The organism is Flavobacterium sp. Root420 (assembly GCF_001427905.1).
In the GTDB taxonomy this organism is placed as follows: Bacteria; Bacteroidota; Bacteroidia; order Flavobacteriales; family Flavobacteriaceae; genus Flavobacterium.
Genome location: NZ_LMEF01000029.1, coordinates 644,489 through 664,107, shown reverse-complemented (window position 1 = coordinate 664,107; position 19,619 = coordinate 644,489). Strand labels below are relative to the sequence as shown.

General features: G+C 33.7%; 21 protein-coding genes. 9 read left to right on the top strand and 12 right to left on the bottom strand.

The features are described 5' to 3' along the window. Positions 1-190 precede the first annotated feature (190 nt). From ASC72_RS17000 to ASC72_RS24615, 7 genes are all read right to left on the bottom strand, one after another. Positions 191-964, bottom strand: coding sequence for a thioredoxin family protein (locus tag ASC72_RS17000; protein ID WP_056193307.1), 774 nt, complete (start codon positions 962-964; stop codon positions 191-193). Positions 965-1,041: 77 nt separating this feature from the next. After that, positions 1,042-1,452, bottom strand: a complete 411-nt coding sequence (locus ASC72_RS16995; protein ID WP_117595805.1) for an organic hydroperoxide resistance protein — start codon at positions 1,450-1,452, stop codon at positions 1,042-1,044. Positions 1,453-1,547: 95 nt separating this feature from the next. Beyond that, entirely contained in the window at positions 1,548-2,585 is a 1,038-nt protein-coding gene (locus tag ASC72_RS16990) for an alpha/beta fold hydrolase (RefSeq protein ID WP_056193301.1), read from the bottom strand. A gap of 155 nt (positions 2,586-2,740) precedes the next feature. After that, entirely contained in the window at positions 2,741-3,151 is a 411-nt protein-coding gene (locus tag ASC72_RS16985) for a cupin domain-containing protein (RefSeq protein ID WP_056193298.1), read from the bottom strand. 325 nt (positions 3,152-3,476) lie between these two features. Beyond that, a complete protein-coding gene (locus tag ASC72_RS24305) occupies positions 3,477-4,028 on the bottom strand; it encodes a hypothetical protein (RefSeq protein WP_056193295.1) in 552 nt (183 codons plus the stop codon). A 127-nt stretch (positions 4,029-4,155) separates the two neighbouring features. Next, positions 4,156-4,302, bottom strand: coding sequence for a hypothetical protein (locus ASC72_RS24860; RefSeq protein WP_371258469.1), 147 nt, complete (start codon positions 4,300-4,302; stop codon positions 4,156-4,158). Between the two features lie 16 nt (positions 4,303-4,318). Further along, positions 4,319-4,528, bottom strand: coding sequence for an alcohol dehydrogenase catalytic domain-containing protein (locus ASC72_RS24615; protein ID WP_241775745.1), 210 nt, complete (start codon positions 4,526-4,528; stop codon positions 4,319-4,321). 410 nt (positions 4,529-4,938) lie between these two features. Between ASC72_RS24615 and ASC72_RS16975 the strand changes: the two genes are divergently transcribed. The 5 genes from ASC72_RS16975 to ASC72_RS16960 all read left to right on the top strand — a co-directional run bounded on the left by ASC72_RS16975 (position 4,939) and on the right by ASC72_RS16960 (position 9,001). After that, positions 4,939-6,582: an FAD-dependent oxidoreductase gene (locus tag ASC72_RS16975; protein ID WP_056193292.1), complete on the top strand. Its 1,644-nt coding sequence runs from the start codon at positions 4,939-4,941 to the stop codon at positions 6,580-6,582. Beyond that, positions 6,533-7,111 (top strand): flavodoxin family protein, encoded by a 579-nt coding sequence (locus tag ASC72_RS16970; protein ID WP_056193288.1) that lies wholly within the window; start codon positions 6,533-6,535, stop codon positions 7,109-7,111. The genes ASC72_RS16975 and ASC72_RS16970 overlap by 50 nt, the downstream gene beginning before the upstream one ends. Before the next feature lie 181 nt (positions 7,112-7,292). Beyond that, complete coding sequence (locus ASC72_RS24715; RefSeq protein WP_256380486.1) at positions 7,293-7,421, top strand: hypothetical protein; 129 nt, start codon at positions 7,293-7,295, stop codon at positions 7,419-7,421. Positions 7,422-7,602: 181 nt separating this feature from the next. Continuing rightward, on the top strand, positions 7,603-8,049 hold the full coding sequence (locus ASC72_RS16965; RefSeq protein ID WP_056193285.1) for a hypothetical protein: 447 nt from the start codon (positions 7,603-7,605) through the stop codon (positions 8,047-8,049). A 271-nt stretch (positions 8,050-8,320) separates the two neighbouring features. Further along, positions 8,321-9,001, top strand: coding sequence for an SRPBCC family protein (locus tag ASC72_RS16960; RefSeq protein WP_056193281.1), 681 nt, complete (start codon positions 8,321-8,323; stop codon positions 8,999-9,001). A gap of 362 nt (positions 9,002-9,363) precedes the next feature. Here the strand turns inward: ASC72_RS16960 and ASC72_RS16955 are convergent, their stop codons facing one another. Continuing rightward, positions 9,364-9,960, bottom strand: a complete 597-nt coding sequence (locus ASC72_RS16955) for a ferritin-like domain-containing protein (protein ID WP_056193614.1) — start codon at positions 9,958-9,960, stop codon at positions 9,364-9,366. Positions 9,961-10,327: 367 nt separating this feature from the next. Here ASC72_RS16955 and ASC72_RS16950 point away from each other — a divergent pair, with 367 nt between their 5' ends. Next, positions 10,328-10,723 carry a YidH family protein gene (locus ASC72_RS16950; RefSeq protein WP_056193611.1) on the top strand — a complete coding sequence of 132 codons (396 nt, stop codon included), beginning with the start codon at positions 10,328-10,330 and terminating at the stop codon, positions 10,721-10,723. 116 nt (positions 10,724-10,839) lie between these two features. Next, positions 10,840-11,196: a hypothetical protein gene (locus ASC72_RS16945; protein WP_056193278.1), complete on the top strand. Its 357-nt coding sequence runs from the start codon at positions 10,840-10,842 to the stop codon at positions 11,194-11,196. A gap of 64 nt (positions 11,197-11,260) precedes the next feature. On the opposite strand, the gene ASC72_RS16940 is transcribed toward ASC72_RS16945, so the two are convergent. After that, positions 11,261-11,698 (bottom strand): hypothetical protein, encoded by a 438-nt coding sequence (locus ASC72_RS16940; protein ID WP_056193274.1) that lies wholly within the window; start codon positions 11,696-11,698, stop codon positions 11,261-11,263. 298 nt (positions 11,699-11,996) lie between these two features. Between ASC72_RS16940 and ASC72_RS16935 the strand changes: the two genes are divergently transcribed. After that, positions 11,997-12,293 (top strand): hypothetical protein, encoded by a 297-nt coding sequence (locus ASC72_RS16935; RefSeq protein ID WP_056193271.1) that lies wholly within the window; start codon positions 11,997-11,999, stop codon positions 12,291-12,293. A 135-nt stretch (positions 12,294-12,428) separates the two neighbouring features. Here ASC72_RS16935 and katG read toward each other — a convergent pair whose 3' ends face one another. Further along, positions 12,429-14,702 (bottom strand): catalase/peroxidase HPI, encoded by a 2,274-nt coding sequence (gene katG, locus ASC72_RS16930; RefSeq protein WP_056193268.1) that lies wholly within the window; start codon positions 14,700-14,702, stop codon positions 12,429-12,431. A gap of 423 nt (positions 14,703-15,125) precedes the next feature. Continuing rightward, entirely contained in the window at positions 15,126-15,668 is a 543-nt protein-coding gene (locus ASC72_RS16925; protein WP_056193265.1) for an NAD(P)-binding domain-containing protein, read from the bottom strand. Between the two features lie 194 nt (positions 15,669-15,862). Between ASC72_RS16925 and ASC72_RS16920 the strand changes: the two genes are divergently transcribed. Further along, positions 15,863-18,886, top strand: coding sequence for a sensor histidine kinase (locus ASC72_RS16920; protein WP_056193262.1), 3,024 nt, complete (start codon positions 15,863-15,865; stop codon positions 18,884-18,886). Here ASC72_RS16920 and ASC72_RS16915 read toward each other — a convergent pair. Next, complete coding sequence (locus tag ASC72_RS16915; protein ID WP_056193259.1) at positions 18,883-19,512, bottom strand: response regulator transcription factor; 630 nt, start codon at positions 19,510-19,512, stop codon at positions 18,883-18,885. The two genes, ASC72_RS16920 and ASC72_RS16915, sit on opposite strands and share 4 nt — an antisense overlap. Positions 19,513-19,619 lie beyond the last annotated feature (107 nt).

Below are 19,619 nucleotides of genomic sequence, written 5' to 3'. Positions count from 1 at the left end.
CCAAAGATAGAATATTTTGAAAAGGATTTTTATTGACGGAAAAATCGAAATAAAATATTTTACCCGATTTCATCCTCTTTATAAGTTCAAATTTCAGAGCCAAAGTGCTTTGTTTACATGACGCTTTAAAGTGTTGGTGCGTTTTGCTTTTCCATTTTACTGCAACGGGTCAAGCTTAAGAAGATTTTTTTCATAAGATAGAAGAAGATTGAAAAATAGCTCTTGCTGCTCCTGAAATAGTGCCCTTATTTTTGTCCTGAACAATACCAATCACTTCAAAATCTTTTGCATTAAAACTTTTTGGCAGATGAATAAAAACTGTTCCTTTTTTGTCTTTTAAAGCTACTGAATATAAATGATATACAATTTGATAATGTGACAAAATTCGGTTAGCATTCTCCCCTCTTTTTACATTACTTTTTGCTGTTTTTTGGACAATGGCAATTAATAAATTACTGTTTTTAAAAGTTCCTTCGATGCTATAATTTACGTTAAGCTTATTGTTGGCCTGTTTAGCTTCTAGAGATAAATTGGTTGTAACGGGTTTTGAAAGTGCCGATTTGATTCCGTTTCTAACCAAAGTTTCCTGCGAAGCGATATAATCTGCTCTTCCGTTTATGATTAACTGCGGTGTATAGATAGGTTCTTTTCCAAGAAACTTGGCATAATCATATTGTCTTTTGGCATAATCTGCATTACTAAAAATATCTTTCCAGCCTTGTCTGTCCCAATAATCGACATGATAAGCCAAAACATAAACATTGTCATCTTTGTATTCATTTTGAATTCGTCCCATCAATTCATCTGCTGGTGGACAGCTCGAGCAGCCTTCAGAAGTATATAATTCTAATAAAGCAAAACCTTTTTGACTATTAGTATTTTTAATATTCTGACTGAAAGAATCTATTGCTATTAGTAAAAACAATGCAATAAAAAGGCTTGATATTAATTTTATCTTTTTCATTTTTTCTAAAGTTAGAAGTTAAATGTAAAATGTTAGAAATTAACAATCACAACTAACATTTTACATCTATACCTATTTTAAAGAATATTAATTTCAACATTAATGTTTCCTCTTGTAGCTTTTGAATAAGGACAAGTCTGATGCGCTTCATCAGCTAGTTTTCTTGCTGTTTCAGTATCTAAGCCAGGAAGACTGATATTCAATCTTGCCTGTAAGGAATATGCTCCGTCTGTTACAGCCAAATCTACTTCGGCATCAACGGCGGTATCAGCGGGCAGTTTGATATTTAGTTTTGAAGCGGCAATTCCCATTGCGCCAATAAAACAGGCTGACCATCCAGCTGCAAAAAGCTGCTCTGGATTTGTTCCCGGACGTGAAGATCCCGGAGAACTCAATTTAATATTCAATTGATCATCTGAACTTTGTGATGCTCCTTCGCGACCACCAGTTGTGTGTGTTTTTCCTGTGTATAAGATTTTTGTTTCCATGACTTTATTAATTGTTAATTGTTAATTGTAAATTTTATATGCTTGATATTGAGATGTAAAATGTGAGATGCAAAAGGTAATTAATCATTTACAATTTACAATTTACTATTAGCTACGTCTATAATAGCCTGAGCAAATGCTTTCGGGTCTTCCTGAGGCACATTATGTCCGATGCCTTTTAGGATTCGGTGTTCGTATTTACCGGTGAATTTGTCGGCGTATGCTTTTCCATCCACGAAAGCGCCGTCAAAATCACTTGCTATAGTAATTGTCGGAACTTTAATTGCCGGTCTTGCTGCCAAACGTTTTTCTAAACCATCGTATTTAGATTCTCCAGCGTCAAGAGATTGTCTCCATCTGTAATTATGAATTAAGATTGCTACGTGATCCGGATTATCAAAAGACTGCGCTGTTTGATCGTAAGTTGCTTTGTCGAATTTCCATAAAGGAGAAGCCAATTGCCAGATTTGTTTGTTAAACTCATAAGTATTTTGAGCGTAACCTAATTTTCCTCTTTCTGTTGCGAAATAATATTGATACCACCATCCTAATTCTGCTTTTGGAGGTAATGGTTTTAGGTTCGCTTCAAGATTTACAACCAAATAACCACTTACAGAAACCAGTCCTTCTAAACGTTCTGGCCAAAGTGCCGCCATAACTACAGCCGTTCTTGCTCCCCAGTCGAAACCACCAATAACAGCTTTATCAATTTTAAGGGCATCCATCAGTGCTATAATATCGCTTGCTAATGCAGCTTGTTGTCCGTTTCTAAAAGTATCTTTCGAAAGAAAGGTTGTAGTGCCTGATCCTCTTAAATAAGGTGTGATTACTCTATAGCCTTTTGAAACTAAAATGGGAACCACTTCATTATAACTGTGAATATCATAAGGCCAGCCGTGAAGCAGAATTACTACTTTTCCGTTTGAAGGTCCTGCTTCAGTATATCCTACGTTTAATAAACCGGCGTTGATTTGTTTTAATGTTCCAAGAGAAGAGTTTACTGCTATTTCATTTCGCTTTTGATTTTCTGATTGTGCATTGATTGATGTCATTGCAAAGAAAAGAACTGCGATTAAAAATACTTTAGAAGTTAAAGCAGTAATACTGTTTGTGATTTTTGATATTGCTTGCATAATTCCTGATTGTTAATTAGTTGATTATAGTTAATTTACTCACCAAAAGTAGTTTGACAATAGTTATTCTGAAATTAGAAAAGAGTTCAAACGGACGAAGTAAATGGTGAAACGGGCAGACTGAAAGTTGAAAATTCTGCTGTTGAATACGTTGTTTATTTTTTAAGAACCAAAATTGGTTTTCCTTTTTCAACGATATAAGTCGCCAGTTCTGAAGCTTTTGCATTACTATTATTTCTAGCGGAATGCACTACGCCTGCCGGAATAAAAAGTACTTCTCCTGCTTTTAGTGTTACGGGTTTATCATCATTAATCTGATATTCTAATGAACCTTCAAGTACATAAATAACTTCTTCGCCGGGATGAGAATGTTTTCCGAAAGCAGTATGCGGTTCAAAATCAATTCTCGCCTGTAACGTTTCGTGTCCTGCAATACTAAGATCATGCTGTTGTAAATTGGTACGTTTTATTCCTGATTGTTGTGCCGAAACACTGCCTGAAATAAGTAATGCAAAAAAGCTAAGAATAGTGATTGCATTTGATCTGAAGTTTTTATTTGTTTTCATATTGTTTTGATTTTTAAATTATTTGATTATCAGTTAATTTCTTCGTCAAAAGTACCCTGACAATCCTTCTTTTAAAATCAGAAAATAGTCCAAACGGACAAAGTAAGGAGTGAAACGGACAGTATGAAATGTGAGATTTGAAATGAATAACTTTGCGACTTAACCGCAAGGTGCGCAAAGTTTTTTTAAGCAGGGTTTATAAAACACAAAGGTCGCAAAGCTATATGATGATAACTTTGCGACCTTTGCGTAAATCCTTGCGGTTAAACAATTTCAACCTAAAGCCTGAAACAAAATAAAGCCCTGAAATTTCAGGGCTTTATTTTTATTTCTTCTTTTTCGATTTTGATTTCGATCTTTTCGCTTTCTTTTTGGCTATTTTTTTTGCCTTAGCTTTATCTTTTGCTTTTTTAGCTTTTGCCTTCTTTTTGGCTTTTGCTTTTTGCTTTGCTTTTTTAGCTTTCTCTTTCTTTTTGTCTTCTTTCGCTTTTTCTTTTTTCTTGGCTACTTGTTTTTTCTTTTTTGCTTTTTCTTTGTCCTTGTCTTTTGCGTCTTTTTCTTTCATCTTGTTCTTCTTATTTTTAGTTTTACTATTATTTTCATCCTCTGAAACAATTCCTTGCGTTTCTTGCGAAACATCAGTCGAAACAACTTCTTCTTTTTGTTCTATTGTTTTTGGTGTAGAAACTGGTGCCTTTTTTACAGGTTTTTTAGCTGTGACAGTAGCCTTTGGCTTTGTCGGTTCTTTTGGTTTTGAATCTGCTACTTCAGCTTTTATTTCATTGTCAGAAGCAATTTCATTTTTAAGAGTTTGCTCACCGGTTTTTAAACTATCATTTTCAGAGTTCTGATTTAATTCATTTTCTTTTTCTTTCATGTACAGCAATATTTATTAGAGTGAAATTTTAAATAATTTTCAATGTTATTGACAGGTTACCTTAATGTTAATTAATTATTAACAAATATACTTTTAAAAACAACGCTCCAATGTTAAGCTTTGCCTCTCAGCGAAAACTTAACATTGGACATTTTTTGTTGTGCATAAAAGGTTTCAAAGTGTGGTACATTTTATCCTGAAGAAATTGAAGGTTTCGTGATAAATGCAGTACAATCATAATGGCTGCATCAATCGTTTCAGGAAAACCTTCAATTACTTTTATAATTGCCCTAATACCTCCGGCCGATGCACCAATGGCAATAAGATTTTAGTATACCACCTTCTGGCCCGTAATGTTCCGGGTTACTATGTTCGCAGTTTCCTACCAAATTATGATCACAGAAAAAACAATTTCCGCAGGCAATAGGAAACGGAATGACAACGCGATCGCCTCTTTTAAGATGGGTAACTGTCGAGCCTGTTTCCTCAACAATGCCCATAAACTCGTGTCCCAATACCATGGTCTTGGTTGTGGCAGTCCGCCGGAATAAATGTGAAGATCACAACCGCATATAGTGGTAGAAGTTACTTTTAAAATAATATCGTCTTTTCTTTAAGTTTCGGGTCATCGACTGTATCATATTGTACAGAACCGGGCCCATGTATAACAGCTGCTTTCATATATCTGTTTTTCTCGAATTAATAAAAATCTAATTAACTAATATTAAGCTTTTTACACTTATATTATTTATCAAAATTCTTACATAAAAAACACCATGGTAATCCTATAAAATTTAGCATTAAACTTATAAGATTTCCTTACAAACCCTTACTAGCTTTGATAGCATTTACTATAAATATCAGTCTCTTGCATAATTAGACAAATCTCAAAAACAAAAAACAAACAATCATGGACAATAAATCGAATCATAGTTTAAAAAGCTCCAGCATAACTTCAGGCGACAATGTTTCGTTTTGGATTGATTCTACGCAAATTATCTCCTGCAATATCCCTGACCAGGATATAGAAACTGAAGTTTTAATTATTGGAGGCGGAATTGCTGGTTTAACTACCGCTTATAAATTGCTAAAGGCCGGAAAAAAAATAGTTATGGTAGAAGACGGTTTTATTGGCAGTGGCGAAACCGGGCGAACTACAGCACATTTAACGTGCGCTTTAGACGACCGTTATTATTTTCTGGAGAAAATATTTGGAGAAAACGCTGCTAAACTTGCAGCTGAAAGTCATACTGAAGCCATAGATGAAATTGAAAAAATAGTGAACGAATTAAATATCGATTGCTCTTTTAAAAGAGTAAATGGTTATTTGTTTCTTCATCCAACGGATAAGGAAGAAAATTTAGATAAGGAATTTCATGTCACACAAAAAGCAGGATTAAAAACCTCTATTTTAAAAGGAATTCCTGCATTGGCGAATGCCGAAAACCAACGATGCCTGGCTTTTGCCAATCAGGCACAATTTCATATTTTACAGTATTTAAAAGGGCTTGCTGACGCTATAACTTCTTTAGGAGGCATAATTTATACAGAAGCCCATGCTGAAGATATTACCGAAAAAGGTGCAAAAGTGAATGGATATAATTTTTCTGCACAACATATTGTAGTAGCAACAAACAGTCCTGTTAATGATGTTTTGACCATGCACACCAAACAACATGCTTACAGAACTTATGTAATAGCCGGAAAAGTTCCGAAAGGAGAACTTCCTTACTCTCTTTGGTGGGATACAGGCGATCAAAAATCAAAATGGGTTTCACAACCTTATCATTATGTACGTTTGGAAAGTTATGATGAAAACTACGATTTATTAATTTCAGGAGGAGAAGATCACAAAACAGGTCAGGCAGATGAAGAAGGGATTTCGCCAGCTGAACGTTATGACAGACTCGAGGCATGGACCCGAACTTATTTTCCGATGCTCGAAAATGATTTAACTTACAGATGGTCAGGCCAGGTAATGGAACCAGTAGATTCTCTGGGATTTATGGGGAAAAACCCAGGCGATAACAATATTTATATTATCACCGGAGATTCCGGAAACGGTATGACACATACCACTATTGGTGCAATGATTATTTGTGATAGTATAATGGGCATTAAAAACAAATATGAAGATTTATATAACCCATCCCGAATTACCCTTAAAATTGCTGTTGACTTTGCAAAAGAAGTCTGCAATATGGCTTCTCAATATGTTGACTGGATTACGACATCTGACTTAAAGAATACGGCAGATTTACCTGCCGGAGAAGGTGGTGTAATTTCGTCCGGATTAAAAAGGATCGCCGTTTACCGCGATTATGATAATTCCTTAAAGGCGTTTTCTGCTGTATGCCCTCATTTGGGCTGTATTGTAAATTGGAATTCCGATGAAAAATCTTTTGATTGTCCTTGTCACGGTTCAAGATTTTCGACAGACGGATCCGTTATAAATGGCCCGGCACAAACAGATTTACATAAAATTCATATCAAATCAAAAGCACATGAAAGCAATTATACTTCTGGCTACACTCAAAAAGAAAGGCCGCTCTAATACTGAAACACTTGTTGAATTTTTTGTTGAATATCTGAAAGATCAAAATATTGATTACGAAATCATTAAACTTATTGATCATCATATCGTTCCGGGATCCTATATACATATGGATGTCAAAGATGACTGGCCGGAGATTTATCAGAAAATTTTAAATGCCAAAATTCTACTTTTTGCAACACCAATTTGGTGGAACAGCCATTCGTCTGAATTACAACGCTGTATCGAAAGACTCGATGAAGTATATGACATTATTCTTGCCGGAGAAGATTCTCCACTCGATCGAAAAATTGGCGGTGTCATCATAACGGGAGATTCAGATGGCGTTGAACATATTACAGGAAATATTGCAAATTTCTTTTGCAATATTGGTGTGACCGTTCCGCCGTACACATCCCTGGGTGTAATATGGGATGGGCATGCAAAAGATGCAAAAAAAACTAAGCCGCAATTACTGCAATATTACAAACGCATGTATGGCAAAGATGCTCAAGCGATGGCAGAATCCTTAAAAAAGGCATCGAAGTAAATAATTAAATTTAGTTTTTGTTCATGCAGATTTTAAAAAAGACTTAAGCAGATTAAAGTTGATTTAAAATCTGCTTGCCTTAAATTCTCTCGCAGATCTGGCGGATTGAGCAGATCTTGACTGATTTATGACTGAGACTTCTTTTTTTTAATTGTTTGACGCAGATTTTAAAACTTACTATATGAAATCCACAGATTCTAATACCCAAAATAAAGAGACTGATAAAAAGAGCAGTAACTCAAAAAATACCGATCAGAAATCAGGAAAAGATGCAGAGAGAACAGTCATTAGAAAAAGCCCTGCTAAATAGTTACTTCTAAGATGATGAAGAATAATAGCATTACTTGCTCATTAACTTTACGATAATAAAATAGTGTACTCCCGGTTTCAATTGTTTTTGATGTTAATGCTTACTGATTTTTTGACACCAATATTACTCGAAACGATGAGACTTGGGAGTACATTTTTTTAATAACCAAAACATTCTAATTATGACTTTTCATATACTATCACAAATACTAATTACCACAATAGCTGCAACATCTTTAATGACCTTGTTTAGTTATGTTGTCTCAGCAAGTGCCAGAGAATTGTACAAAGAGCCTGTATTGCTTACGTATCTACTTTCTTCACTAAAAATTGAAGTATCGCCACAAATAAAAACTTTTTTAGCGTGGCTTTTACATTATATAATTGGGCTTCTTTTTGTGTTAATTTATCATTATTTATGGGTGTATGATCTAGTCGAAATGTCATGGCCGGCAGCTTTTGTTTTGGGAGCAGCCAGTGGTGTCATAGGAATTTTTGGATGGATTTTACTGTTCAAAATTGTACCTCAAAAACCTAATATCAATTTTAAAGGTTATTATGTTCAGTTGTTTTTTGCACATATCATTTTTGGAGTCGTTGCTTTCCTTGTTTACAAACTTTTTATTTAAATAATTCACTGATTTTGCGGAAATATTTCCTACTGATTTTACGGATCAGGTGGGTGTTTGTGCTGTTTTTTTGCCGTTCCCGATAGCTATCGGGATAAAGGTTTAAAAAGTTTTTCTGCCACGACACAGACGAAGCAACTCACGAATGATAGTGCAGAATTGAATTATAAGGTTAATTCTGTAAGGATCAACATTAATAGTGTAATGCAAAAAACACATAAAGCGCTTATTTTTAACACAATAAAATTTAATATTAATAAAATATAGAATTATGGAAACAGCAGCAACCTCTTCAAAACAAGTTTCTAGTTCAGGGACTTCAAAACTTAAAACAAACGTTTCAGCATTGGAAAGAATTTTAATGGTTACCAGTGGTGGCTATCTTTTATATAAAGGTTTATCAAAAGAAGATAAAAGTATCGCGCAAATTGGCTCAGGAAGTGCCATGCTTTTACGCGGACTTTCAGGATATTGTCCTGTTTATGATGCCGTAGATCATTTAAAAAATGACAAGGCATCAAATGTAAATATCAGAGTTAGCAGTGTAATCAACAAACCTATAAGTGAGGTTTATAATTTTTGGCGTGATTTCGAAAATCTGCCAAAATTCATGAACCATCTTGAATCTGTAAAACCATTAAGTTATACAACCTCAAAATGGACAGCCAAAGGTTCGGCCGGACTAGGAAAAATAAGCTGGAAAGCTGAAATTATAAAAGACGAAAAAGAAAGATTAATCAGTTGGAATTCACTTCCGGATTCCTCCATTAAAAATGCCGGAAAAGTGGTTTTCAGACCAAGTGGAAATAGCACCGAAATTATTGTAACGATTTCGTATCACGCACCACTGGGAGTTGCTGGCGAAAGCGCTGCAAAATTGCTTAATCCGTATTTTGAAAAACTGGTAAAAGATGATATTATGAATTTCAAAACGTACTTAGAATCTGTTTAGGACTTGGTATATTTACCTAAACGATTTTAAAATAAGAAGAGCCTGTAATTGAATATTACGGGCTCTTTTTATTCTCTTCAACTGTAAAAAAATGGATATTAAGTTCGTTTATAATAAACGTAATCATCGTTTTTCGGGTAGCGGACTCAGAAAGGAAGTATAATAAATATAATTCATCCAGATATAGTACGTTATTATATAAACAAAGAAAAAGGATATGACATCCTGAACAGATGAAATCGATACTTGAATGTCACTATCAACGTGAAACTCCATTAAACGGTTCTAATTTTAAAATGATAAAAACCTGTAACCTTTTCTAAAAGAAAGATTACAGGTTTTTTATTTTTATATTATTGAATTTATTCTTCATCCGAAGCTTCAAAATTAATGTTGTTATAAGCTACTTCGGTTAAAAGTATGTCTGCTTCTTTTTCTTCGTCTAAAGTTTGCTCTAATAGATCCAGCGCTTCATCTTCACCTAAGGTGTGAGCAAAAGCGGCCAATGTACCGTAAGTAGCAATTTCGTAATGCTCAATTTTTTGTGAGGCAGCAATGATTCCGGCATCACGAACTGGCCCTTGTTCAGTTTCTTCCATAATGCTCACGCCTTCTTTAATCAGACCTTCCATTGCTTCGCATTTCTTTGCTGATGCTTTTTCTCCAATCAATTCAAAAACTTGCTCTAATCTCGTTACCTGTTCTTCTGTTACGGTGAGATGATCATTAATTGTAGCAATGAGATTTTCTGAAGTTGCATTTTTAGCCATTTTTGGAAGCGCTTTTACCAAAGCTTTTTCTGCCCAATAAATGTCTTTCAGTGAGTCTACAAATAATTCTCTCAGTCCTTCTGCGGCTGACGATTTTGCTTTTACAGCTCCATTTGCTCTTGATCTCGATGTTCTGGCACTTTTAGTTGTTGTGTCAGTTGTACCGGTTTTAGTGCTTGTCGTTTTCATAATATTTTTTTTAATTAATTTATACTTGTCAAAAATATACTTCACACACTATCAGTTATTTACAAAATTATAATTGGGTTTTATAAAATTAGCACACTCCTTTTCAACTCAGTTTTTTTGATATAGATATTGTATAAATGTGAAATACAATTCTATAAATAAAATAAAATATGTCGTTATAACTTTGATAGTAACCTTTTATACAACTAACATTATGGTAAAATTATTCATCCCATAATCCAAAATATGGTTTTAGTTATGGTTCCCGGAGAATTTAAAGGGTTAAAAAAAGATCTTTTTAAAGAGTCAATGAATTGGGTGGAAGGCAATAGCTCAAAAGAAGTTGATAATTATTAACAATAACAAAATGGAGAAAAATAAAAAAATGATCAATGAACATATGTCAAATGAAAGGACATTTTTGTCCTGGGTACGAACTGGTATCGGAATTATGGTATTTGGATTCGTAATTGTCAAGTTTTCATTGTTTGTCAATCAATTGCCTGCCACTTTTTTTCACGAAGCTAATATTCCTAAAAATGGTTTTACCATATTTCTTGGAATTGCTTTAGTTTTGACCGGTGCCCTTACTATTTTATTATCCTATTGGAAATACAAGCAAACACATAAACTTCTTCAAAAGGGTGAATATTTGTATTCTACCTTACTATTAACCCTTTTAACTGTTGTCATTTTTGTAATGAGTATCATCATAATTGCTTATTTAATTATGGCTGCGTATCCTTTTCCTTCCTTGGAATAATGGACAAACGCTTTTTAAAAACCTGTAAATTATGTAATTACCAGCGTTGTGTTTTATAAAATTTTGATTTTGAGTACCTGTATTTTAGCACTATTATAAATCTAAAATTAACCATTATGAATATAGATGAAAAAGAAAAATTCGGACGCGATGAACCGAATTTTCAAGACGAATATTTAGACGATGATAGAAATGCTGCCTTAGATGATGGGGTAATTGATGATGAAAATCAGAATCTAAATCGACAATTTAACGATATTGATAATAATGGTAATGACGAAGAAGATGTTGATGCTATTGACGATGAATCTCGTAACGATGAAGAGGATTATGATGATATTGATGACGACGATGATTTAGAAGAAACAGATCAATCAGGTGATCTTTATAAAGATGCCGATCTCTCTTTACAAGATGAAATAAATCAGGATCGTGAAGAAATAGATCCGGTAAATCATCAAAGGAAGTTTTAAACTCAAAACCGCTTTAATCGCATAAGCGGTTTTTGGGTTTATATTTTTAATTCTTTACAGTAATCTAATCGGCTTTGTATTTATTATTCCATAATAGCATTAATAATAAAGTGACAATTACACAAGAAGCAGATCCTTCAAAAAGAAGACAAAGTACATAAGTAGGTACTGAAGGATCGCCACCAAACATAAAAGCTTCAGACAGTGATTTTACATATGCATCGCCACCTCTGGCATAACTATAAATAAGTAATGCAATAATACTAAGTACAACCCCGGTAAAAGAAGTTATCATAGCTGATATTGCATTTGGAAGAAAAGTATTTTTGCCTTCTACAAGATTCATTTTTAAGGTCCTGTTTACACCATAAAAAATGAAAAGTACATTTAGCACACGCAGATAAAATAAGTGAGAAAGATTTAAAACTTCCATTAACAGGAAGAAAATGGCAATTCCCAGAAAGATATAAAAACCGTTAATTATTTCTTTAGGTATTTTCATAGTTTTCAATTTAAATGATACTAATTGGAGAGAAATAAATTTATATCAAATAAATAAAAAAGGATAATCAAAATCTTCTAAAATTTCTTTTGAAGATTGTAAAATATCCATAAGTATATTTTTTGACGAAGATTACACCAGAGAACAAAATGAAAAGAAAATAGTTCAGCTGGAGACATTAAAACCAAGTATCTGATAATAATATAATTATAGAATAAAAACCTATAACTCGTTTTTTTTTCTAGTTGGTAGATTTGTATTATTAACTTTTGTATTATTAACTATTAAATTAATTATTATGAATACGTCAAACCACAGAAACAGCAGATCTGATAATGAAGCTATTAATTCTGAAACAATGGAAAACAAAGATCCGGCAATTAATCAGTATCAAAATAACTATCAGAGCAGAGAGCCATACAACAATGATAATTCAAACAATCACCTAGATGACAATGATGATATTAATCTTCAAAAAAAAAGTAATCGAACAATAGATGCTGAAAGAGATTTAAGTGATAAAAATGATCCGGACCGAAGAACTTTAGACGAATACAGCGCCAATAAAGCAGAACCGGATGATGATGAGGAATAAATGCTTCAGAGAAATAAAAACAGAAAAAATAATAAATCAAAAAGCCGTCTCAGCGACGACTTTTTGTATTTTAATTTGGGTCAATAAAAAAGGCGCCGAATTACCGGCACCCTTTAGCTATTTATTTTGTCTTACTTAAGCAAGATCAAATCGATCCAGATTCATGACTTTATTCCATGTTGCAACAAAATCTTTCACAAATTTTTCCTGTGCATCGCTACTTGCATACACTTCTGCAACAGCTCTTAATTCTGAATTAGATCCAAAAACCAAATCGGCACGTGTTCCTATCCATTTTGGCTGCCCTGTTTTACGATCGTTTCCTGCATAAAGCTCCTTATCGTTAGAAACAGCTTGCCACTGTGTATTCATGTCAAGCAGGTTTACAAAGAAATCATTAGTAAGCTGACCCGGACGGTGTGTAAATACTCCGTTTTTAGAACCATCAGTATTAATATCCAATACACGTAATCCTCCTAAAAGCACTGTCAATTCTGGTGCTGTAAGCGTTAATAAATGTGCTTTATCAATTAGTAATTCTTCAGTTGCCACTGCTGATTTTGTTCTTCTGTAATTACGGAAACCATCTGCTTTTGGTTCTAAATATCCAACAGACTCCACATCAGTTTGCTCTGCGGTTGCATCCATTCGTCCTTGGTAAAAAGGTACATTAACTGAACTTCCGGCAGCTGCAGCTGCTTTTTCAACTCCTGCACAACCAGCCAAAACAATTAAATCTGCTAATGAAACTCTTTTTCCGTCTCCTTGTGCTGCATTAAAGTCTTCCTGAATACTTTCCAGTTTATCTATAACTACCTTAAGTTGTGCAGGATTATTTACAGGCCAGTCTTTTTGTGGAGCCAGTCTGATACGTGCGCCATTGGCACCTCCACGTTTATCTGATCCTCTAAAAGTAGAAGCCGAAGCCCAGGCTGTTCCCACTAATTGAGAAATGCTTAATCCTGAATTAAGAATTTTTACTTTTAATTGTTCTATATCGTTCTGATCGATTAATCCATGATTTAATGCCGGAATAGGATCCTGCCACAATAATTCTTCCTGAGGAACATCAGGTCCTAAATAACGTGAAATTGGTCCCATATCACGATGTGTCAGTTTATACCAGGCACGAGCAAAAGCATCTGCAAACTGATCCGGATTTTCAAGAAAACGTCTTGATATTTTTTCATACTCAGGATCCAATCGCAGTGATAAATCGGTAGTAAGCATGGTTGGCAAATGCTTTTTAGAAGAGTCAAATGCGTCCGGAATAATAGGTTCTGCATTTTTAGCTACCCATTGGTGCGCACCTGCAGGGCTTTTAGATAATTCCCATTCAAACCCAAATAAGTTTTCGAAAAAGTTATTACTCCATTGTGTTGGTGTTGTTGTCCAGGTCACTTCAAGTCCACTCGTAATGGCATCAGCACCTTTACCAGAACCAAAACTATTTTTCCATCCAAAACCCTGTAATGCTAAATCTGCTGCTTCAGGTTCTTCTGCCACATGATCAGAAGAAGCAGCTCCATGCGTTTTTCCAAAGGTATGTCCACCAGCAATTAATGCCACTGTTTCTTCGTCATTCATTGCCATACGCCCAAAAGTATCTCTAATATCTTTCGCCGCTAAAATAGGGTCCGGATTTCCATCTGGTCCTTCAGGGTTTACGTATATAAGTCCCATTTGTACTGCAGCAAGCGGTTTCTCCAGATTTCTGGAATGTACATGTCCACTGGCATCATCATCTGACGATACAACTCCATGCTCTTTCGGCACTCCTTCAGAACCATCTTTGTAACGTTCATCTCCACCTAACCATGTAGTTTCTGATCCCCAGTAAACGGCTTCGTCCGGTTCCCAAACATCTGCTCTTCCTCCGGCAAAACCAAAAGTTTTAAAACCCATCGATTCCAAAGCAATATTTCCTGTTAGAATCATCAAATCGGCCCAGGAAATTTTTCTTCCATATTTCTGCTTTATTGGCCATAATAGCCTACGTGCCTTATCAAGACTTACATTGTCAGGCCAACTGTTTAAAGGGGCAAAACGCTGTTGTCCGGCACCTGCTCCACCACGACCATCCTCTACACGATAGGTTCCTGCACTGTGCCATGCCATTCGGATGAAAAGACCTCCATAATGACCAAAATCTGCCGGCCACCATTCTTGTGAATCAGTCATTAGGTCATGTAAATCTTTTTTTAGAGCTTCAAGATCAAGGCTTTTAAAAGCTTCTGCATAATTAAAATTCCCTCCCATTGGGTCTGATAATGGAGAATGTTGTCGCAGAATATTTACTTTTAATTGATTGGGCCACCAGTCACGATTTTTTGTGCCTGTAGCTGCTACATTGTCCATACTGCCATTATGAAAAGGGCATTTACTGATGTCATTTGAGTGGTCTTCCATGATTACAATTTATTTTTTGTTTTTATTATTTGTCTAATTAATTTATGATCAGACTAATTTACAAACAATATAAAAGAGTTAAACGAAAGATGCATATTAAATTAATCTACTTTGATAGATAAAATCTATTGCTATAAGGAAATACTATTTAATATCTTGGGGTAAAATGAGGTAAATCAAAAGTTTACATTCCTTTTGTAGCCATTATTTATTAGAATTGAAAGGAAGGAAAAGTGATAATTATATAAGTGCAAATTTTAATTTTATAAACTTACGTTTTATAAGGTTTCTATATTTGAAAATATAATTATCGGAAAATTATAATCAAATTATGTACTTCCTTGTTGAATGTGTTTTTTTCATGCTGATATTTACAGAGGATAACCTGGAAGTACATTTTTTTTAACCGTACTATTTACAATTTTAGCATCGGCTTAAGTGATACTCTTCAAGATCGCAACCTGAAAAATTTATAGTTTTTAAAAAACTTTTTACCTTATTTTTTGCCTTTGTATTTGTTCCGGTATAAAATATTTCATTTCCGGTCTGATTTTGAGATCCTGACAAGATTATTCCCGGTTGTAAAATATTGAATATTTTAACCACATGAGCAGCTGGTAACAGAGAAGCTATAATTTCGCTGGAAGATTTGGTATACTTAGCAGATTCCAGATAATCCAGACTAAAAAGAGGATTGTTTGTATGAAGTAATATCTTTTCTGACATATCAGGCAAATCATCAAAAAAAGCTTTAAGGTCCTGACGAGGAATAAACAATATGATCATACTGGCTTTTACTGCTTTCTCTTTGGTAACCAATTTTACCTTATTTCCCATTCTTTCAATAATAGGCTTCAAACTTTGGTTGCAACGATTATGACTAATCAGCACTTCATGTCCTGATTTGGCCGCTCTGTCAGCAAAATCTAAAGTTATATTACAGACTCCTATAATACCTATTTTCATAATCTCTAATTTTTATTCATCTTTCTTTTTTAATGCAAAAGTTTTAAGACTACGTTTTAAACAAATATACCTGTATCGAACATTGTGAAATTACGATAACTTGTACCAATAAACCTACAACTTTGTAGATTTAAAACTACAAATCAAAAATTATGAATTATGTTTGTTAAGTTTGTGTGCCTAAAATCAGTCCGATGTCAAAAATGACGTTGTTTTCATCATTTCGTTATTGCTTCCTTGTAGTATTGCTAACTTCAATTAAAGTAAATTGTCAGGAAAACTATACAGCAAGATGGTATACGGCAGACAATAATGAATTACCCCAAAGTAGTGTAAAAGCAATTGCACAGGATAAATACAATTTTATCTGGATGACAACCGAAAATGGACTGGTTCGTTATGACGGTAACACATTCCTTACTTTTAATTCTTCTAATACAGACTTAAAACAATGTCGTTTTACTGAGATTTTAGGCAACGTACAAAAAGATAGTTTGTTCTGTTATAATACTGATAAAAAAGAACTTATTCTTATTAATCAGAGAAAGATACAGCTTATCAAAAAGGCAGGGCCTGCCTATAATATTACCAGAAATGGCCAACGTTTTTACTATCATGACGGGCTTCCTTCCAACAACACCATAAACCCGCATGAGCCTTATTATATTAGAACTTCCAGCGGAAATATTTTTTTTATAGATACCAAAAAAATAGAATTGTGTAATGCTAAACTGCAGCGTATTTATAAAATAAACTACAAAAGCGAAAGTGTGTTTAAGTTTTTTATCATTAAAAACACGTTATTTTATCTCAAAGAAAACGGTAACTACGATTGTTTTTCAGAGCAGGGAAAATTCCCGACAACGCTTCACTCTTCGTTTCTGGAGACCAAATACAAACTCTACTGGAATGTTAATGCCAGCCAGGTATTTATTTACTCCAAAAACAATATTTATCTTCTAACAACAGCTGCAGATCGCTTATCCTTTATACCAATTGTGAGCTTCAAAGAGTTCGAAAGGGGCAATATCGTTTCTCTTCTTTATGACAGCAAAAACCAAAAACTATATTTAGGAAGTTATACAAATGGACTATGCATCATCACTTTTCCCGATTTCAATACTGTAAAAAAGGATTTCCACAAATCAGCGGAAATTTATTATGGATCAATAGCTGCCAATGATAATACCCTTGTTACAGCTGAAGGGCTGATATTTACTAATAAAAAAGTTATCGATAGCCTGTCCTTTGTTAAATCTACCTACTTAAACGAACACATCACAATTGCAAAAGATACTGATGAGAATTTATGGATCGGCAGGGCTTTTAATGTTTATTGTTATTTAAAGAAAGCCAATTATAAAAAATATAATACCTATAAATTTAAACAATATACAAAAGCCATCTTTAAGGATCAAAGCAATACAATCTGGATCAGTCTGGCAAAAGACGAATCTCAAAAGGCAAAATTATACAGTATTAAAGAAGGGGCTTTGTCGCTTGTCGCAGTATTCGAAGACAACATCAACCATATTGCGCAATATGATAATAACACCTTGTATTTAGGAACTGAAATAGGTCTTTATAAATATACAAAAGAGGAAAAGAAGTTATTTTTTATAAAAAACTCCAAAAAAATACATGTTAGGGGTGTTTTTATTGATAGTGGAAAAAAAATATGGCTTACTACTTATGAAAAAGGTTTTTTCCTGTACTCAGACAAGGTTTTTCATACTTTCCCTAAAGATCAACACAATTATCTTAACTCCTCTCATTGTATAATTGAAGACAAAAATGGTTTTTTCTGGATCCCTACCAATAAGGGTCTCTTTCAGATGTCCAGAAAAGCATTATTAGATTACAGCAAAAATAAAAAACAATCTATATATTACCATCAATACAATAAGACAGATGGTTTTTTAACCAATGAATTTAACGGCGGGTGCCAGCCTTGTGGAAATTTTCTTAAAAATGAACAAATCGCTTTACCCTCGATGAATGGTTTTGTATTTTTTGATCCTTACAAAATTACTCCGTTGCTTCCCGGTCAGGAACTTTTTATTGACAAAGTGCTTGTTGATCAGAAAGTTTTTTATCCAAAAGATACTATTGTACTGAAGGATAATTTTCAAAGAATAAGCTTTTCAATAGTTTACCCCTATTATGGCAATCCGGAAAATATAAACATTGAAGCGAGATTAGATAAAATAGCCAATAGTCGTTGGGAAAAAGTAAGAGAAGATAATGTAATATCTTTTACTACATTACCTCCGGGAGAATACACGCTGACAATAAGAAACTTATCTGGTTTTGATGGAAAGTATGCCTATAAAAAATTCACCATATTAATTCCGGCCAAATTTCATCAAACCGTTTGGTTTGAGATTCTTTGTTATGTATTAGTACTACTATTTCTAATTTTTATCTGGTATGTACGATTGTATTATATCGAATTGAAAAATATCGAGCTTCAGGAGATTATTGCAAAAAAAACCAAAAAGCTGGCAAGAACTGTCAATAAACTAAAAACCACAGAAAAAGATCTTAAACAAGAGATCAAACAGCAGGAGACTTTGGTAAAAAGTATAAGTCATGATATAAAAAGTCCATTAAAATTTCTAACATCCTCTATAAATCACTTATCTGATAATATAAATAGTAATCAGGATGAAAAACTTAAACGACAAATAGAAACGATACAATTATCTTCAGATCAATTATATGAGTATGTTGAAAACCTTATAAAATATTCAACGATATTTAGCGAAGGGAAAAAACTCGAAGATAAAAGTTATTCCTTATATGATCTCATTGAAGAAAAAATTCAGATTTTCAGAAAAATTGCTGCCGCAGAAAATACGATAATCGTCAACAATGCAGATCAAAATCTATTCATTCGAACAAATAATAAAGCCTTGTCTATTATCATTCATAATTTACTTGATAATGCTATAAAGAATACAAAAAATGGAAAAATAGAATTAGTATCTTTTACACAGGATAATATGCTAACCTTAACAATTATGGATAATGGAAAAGGTATGAGTAAAGAACTGATTGCTTATTATCATGATTTTTACAAAAACCCCATCGTAAAAAATTATCATTTGGGGCTGCATATGATTATTGAACTTCTTCTAATTATTAAAGGAAATATCAATATTAAGAGTACTATTGATGAAGGAACCACTATCGAAATAATAGTGGAATTTAATTAATACTCAAAAATTTTATAGAGATTGATTAATTCTACCAAATTATTAATTTTAAGCTTCTCAAAAACTCTTGCCTTATAAGTGCTCACCGTAGACATGTGGATATCCAGCATATTAGAGATTTCAAGATTACCATTGCCATTTATTAATAATTGTGCGATTTGAAGTTCTCTTTTAGATAAAACGTCCATCGGATTTATTGCCTTTTTGCGTCCCTTTGCTTCTACTAATTTGTTTACGAGTTCAGCAGAAATATAAGTCGAAGTTTCAAAAATGGAGGTAATGGCAAACATCATTTTCTCTTCACTGCAAAGCTTATTGAGATATCCATTAGCACCAGCAGTAATATACTTTAAGGCATAATGCTCTTCTTCATGAGCTGAAAAAACAAGAATTCTAACACAAGGCTGAATGGCTCTCAAATCGGTAATCATCTCGGTACTTTTACCTCCCGGAATATTGATATCCAAAATAATCAGGTCAAAAGCGTCTTCCTTTAAAAGCGCAATAGCGTCAAAGAAATTTTCGGCATTTGAGATCGCTACATCTTCAATTTGTTTCTCTAAAACCATAGCAACTCCATTTCGCACCACTAAATGATCGTCAACTATTAGAATTTTTTTGGCCATAATGAATTACATTTCTACAAATGTAAATTATTTAGTTATTCAGCCAAATTTCTAAAATTTAAATTCCAATAAAAAAAATCCAAATTCCAAACTCGAGATTTCAGGTA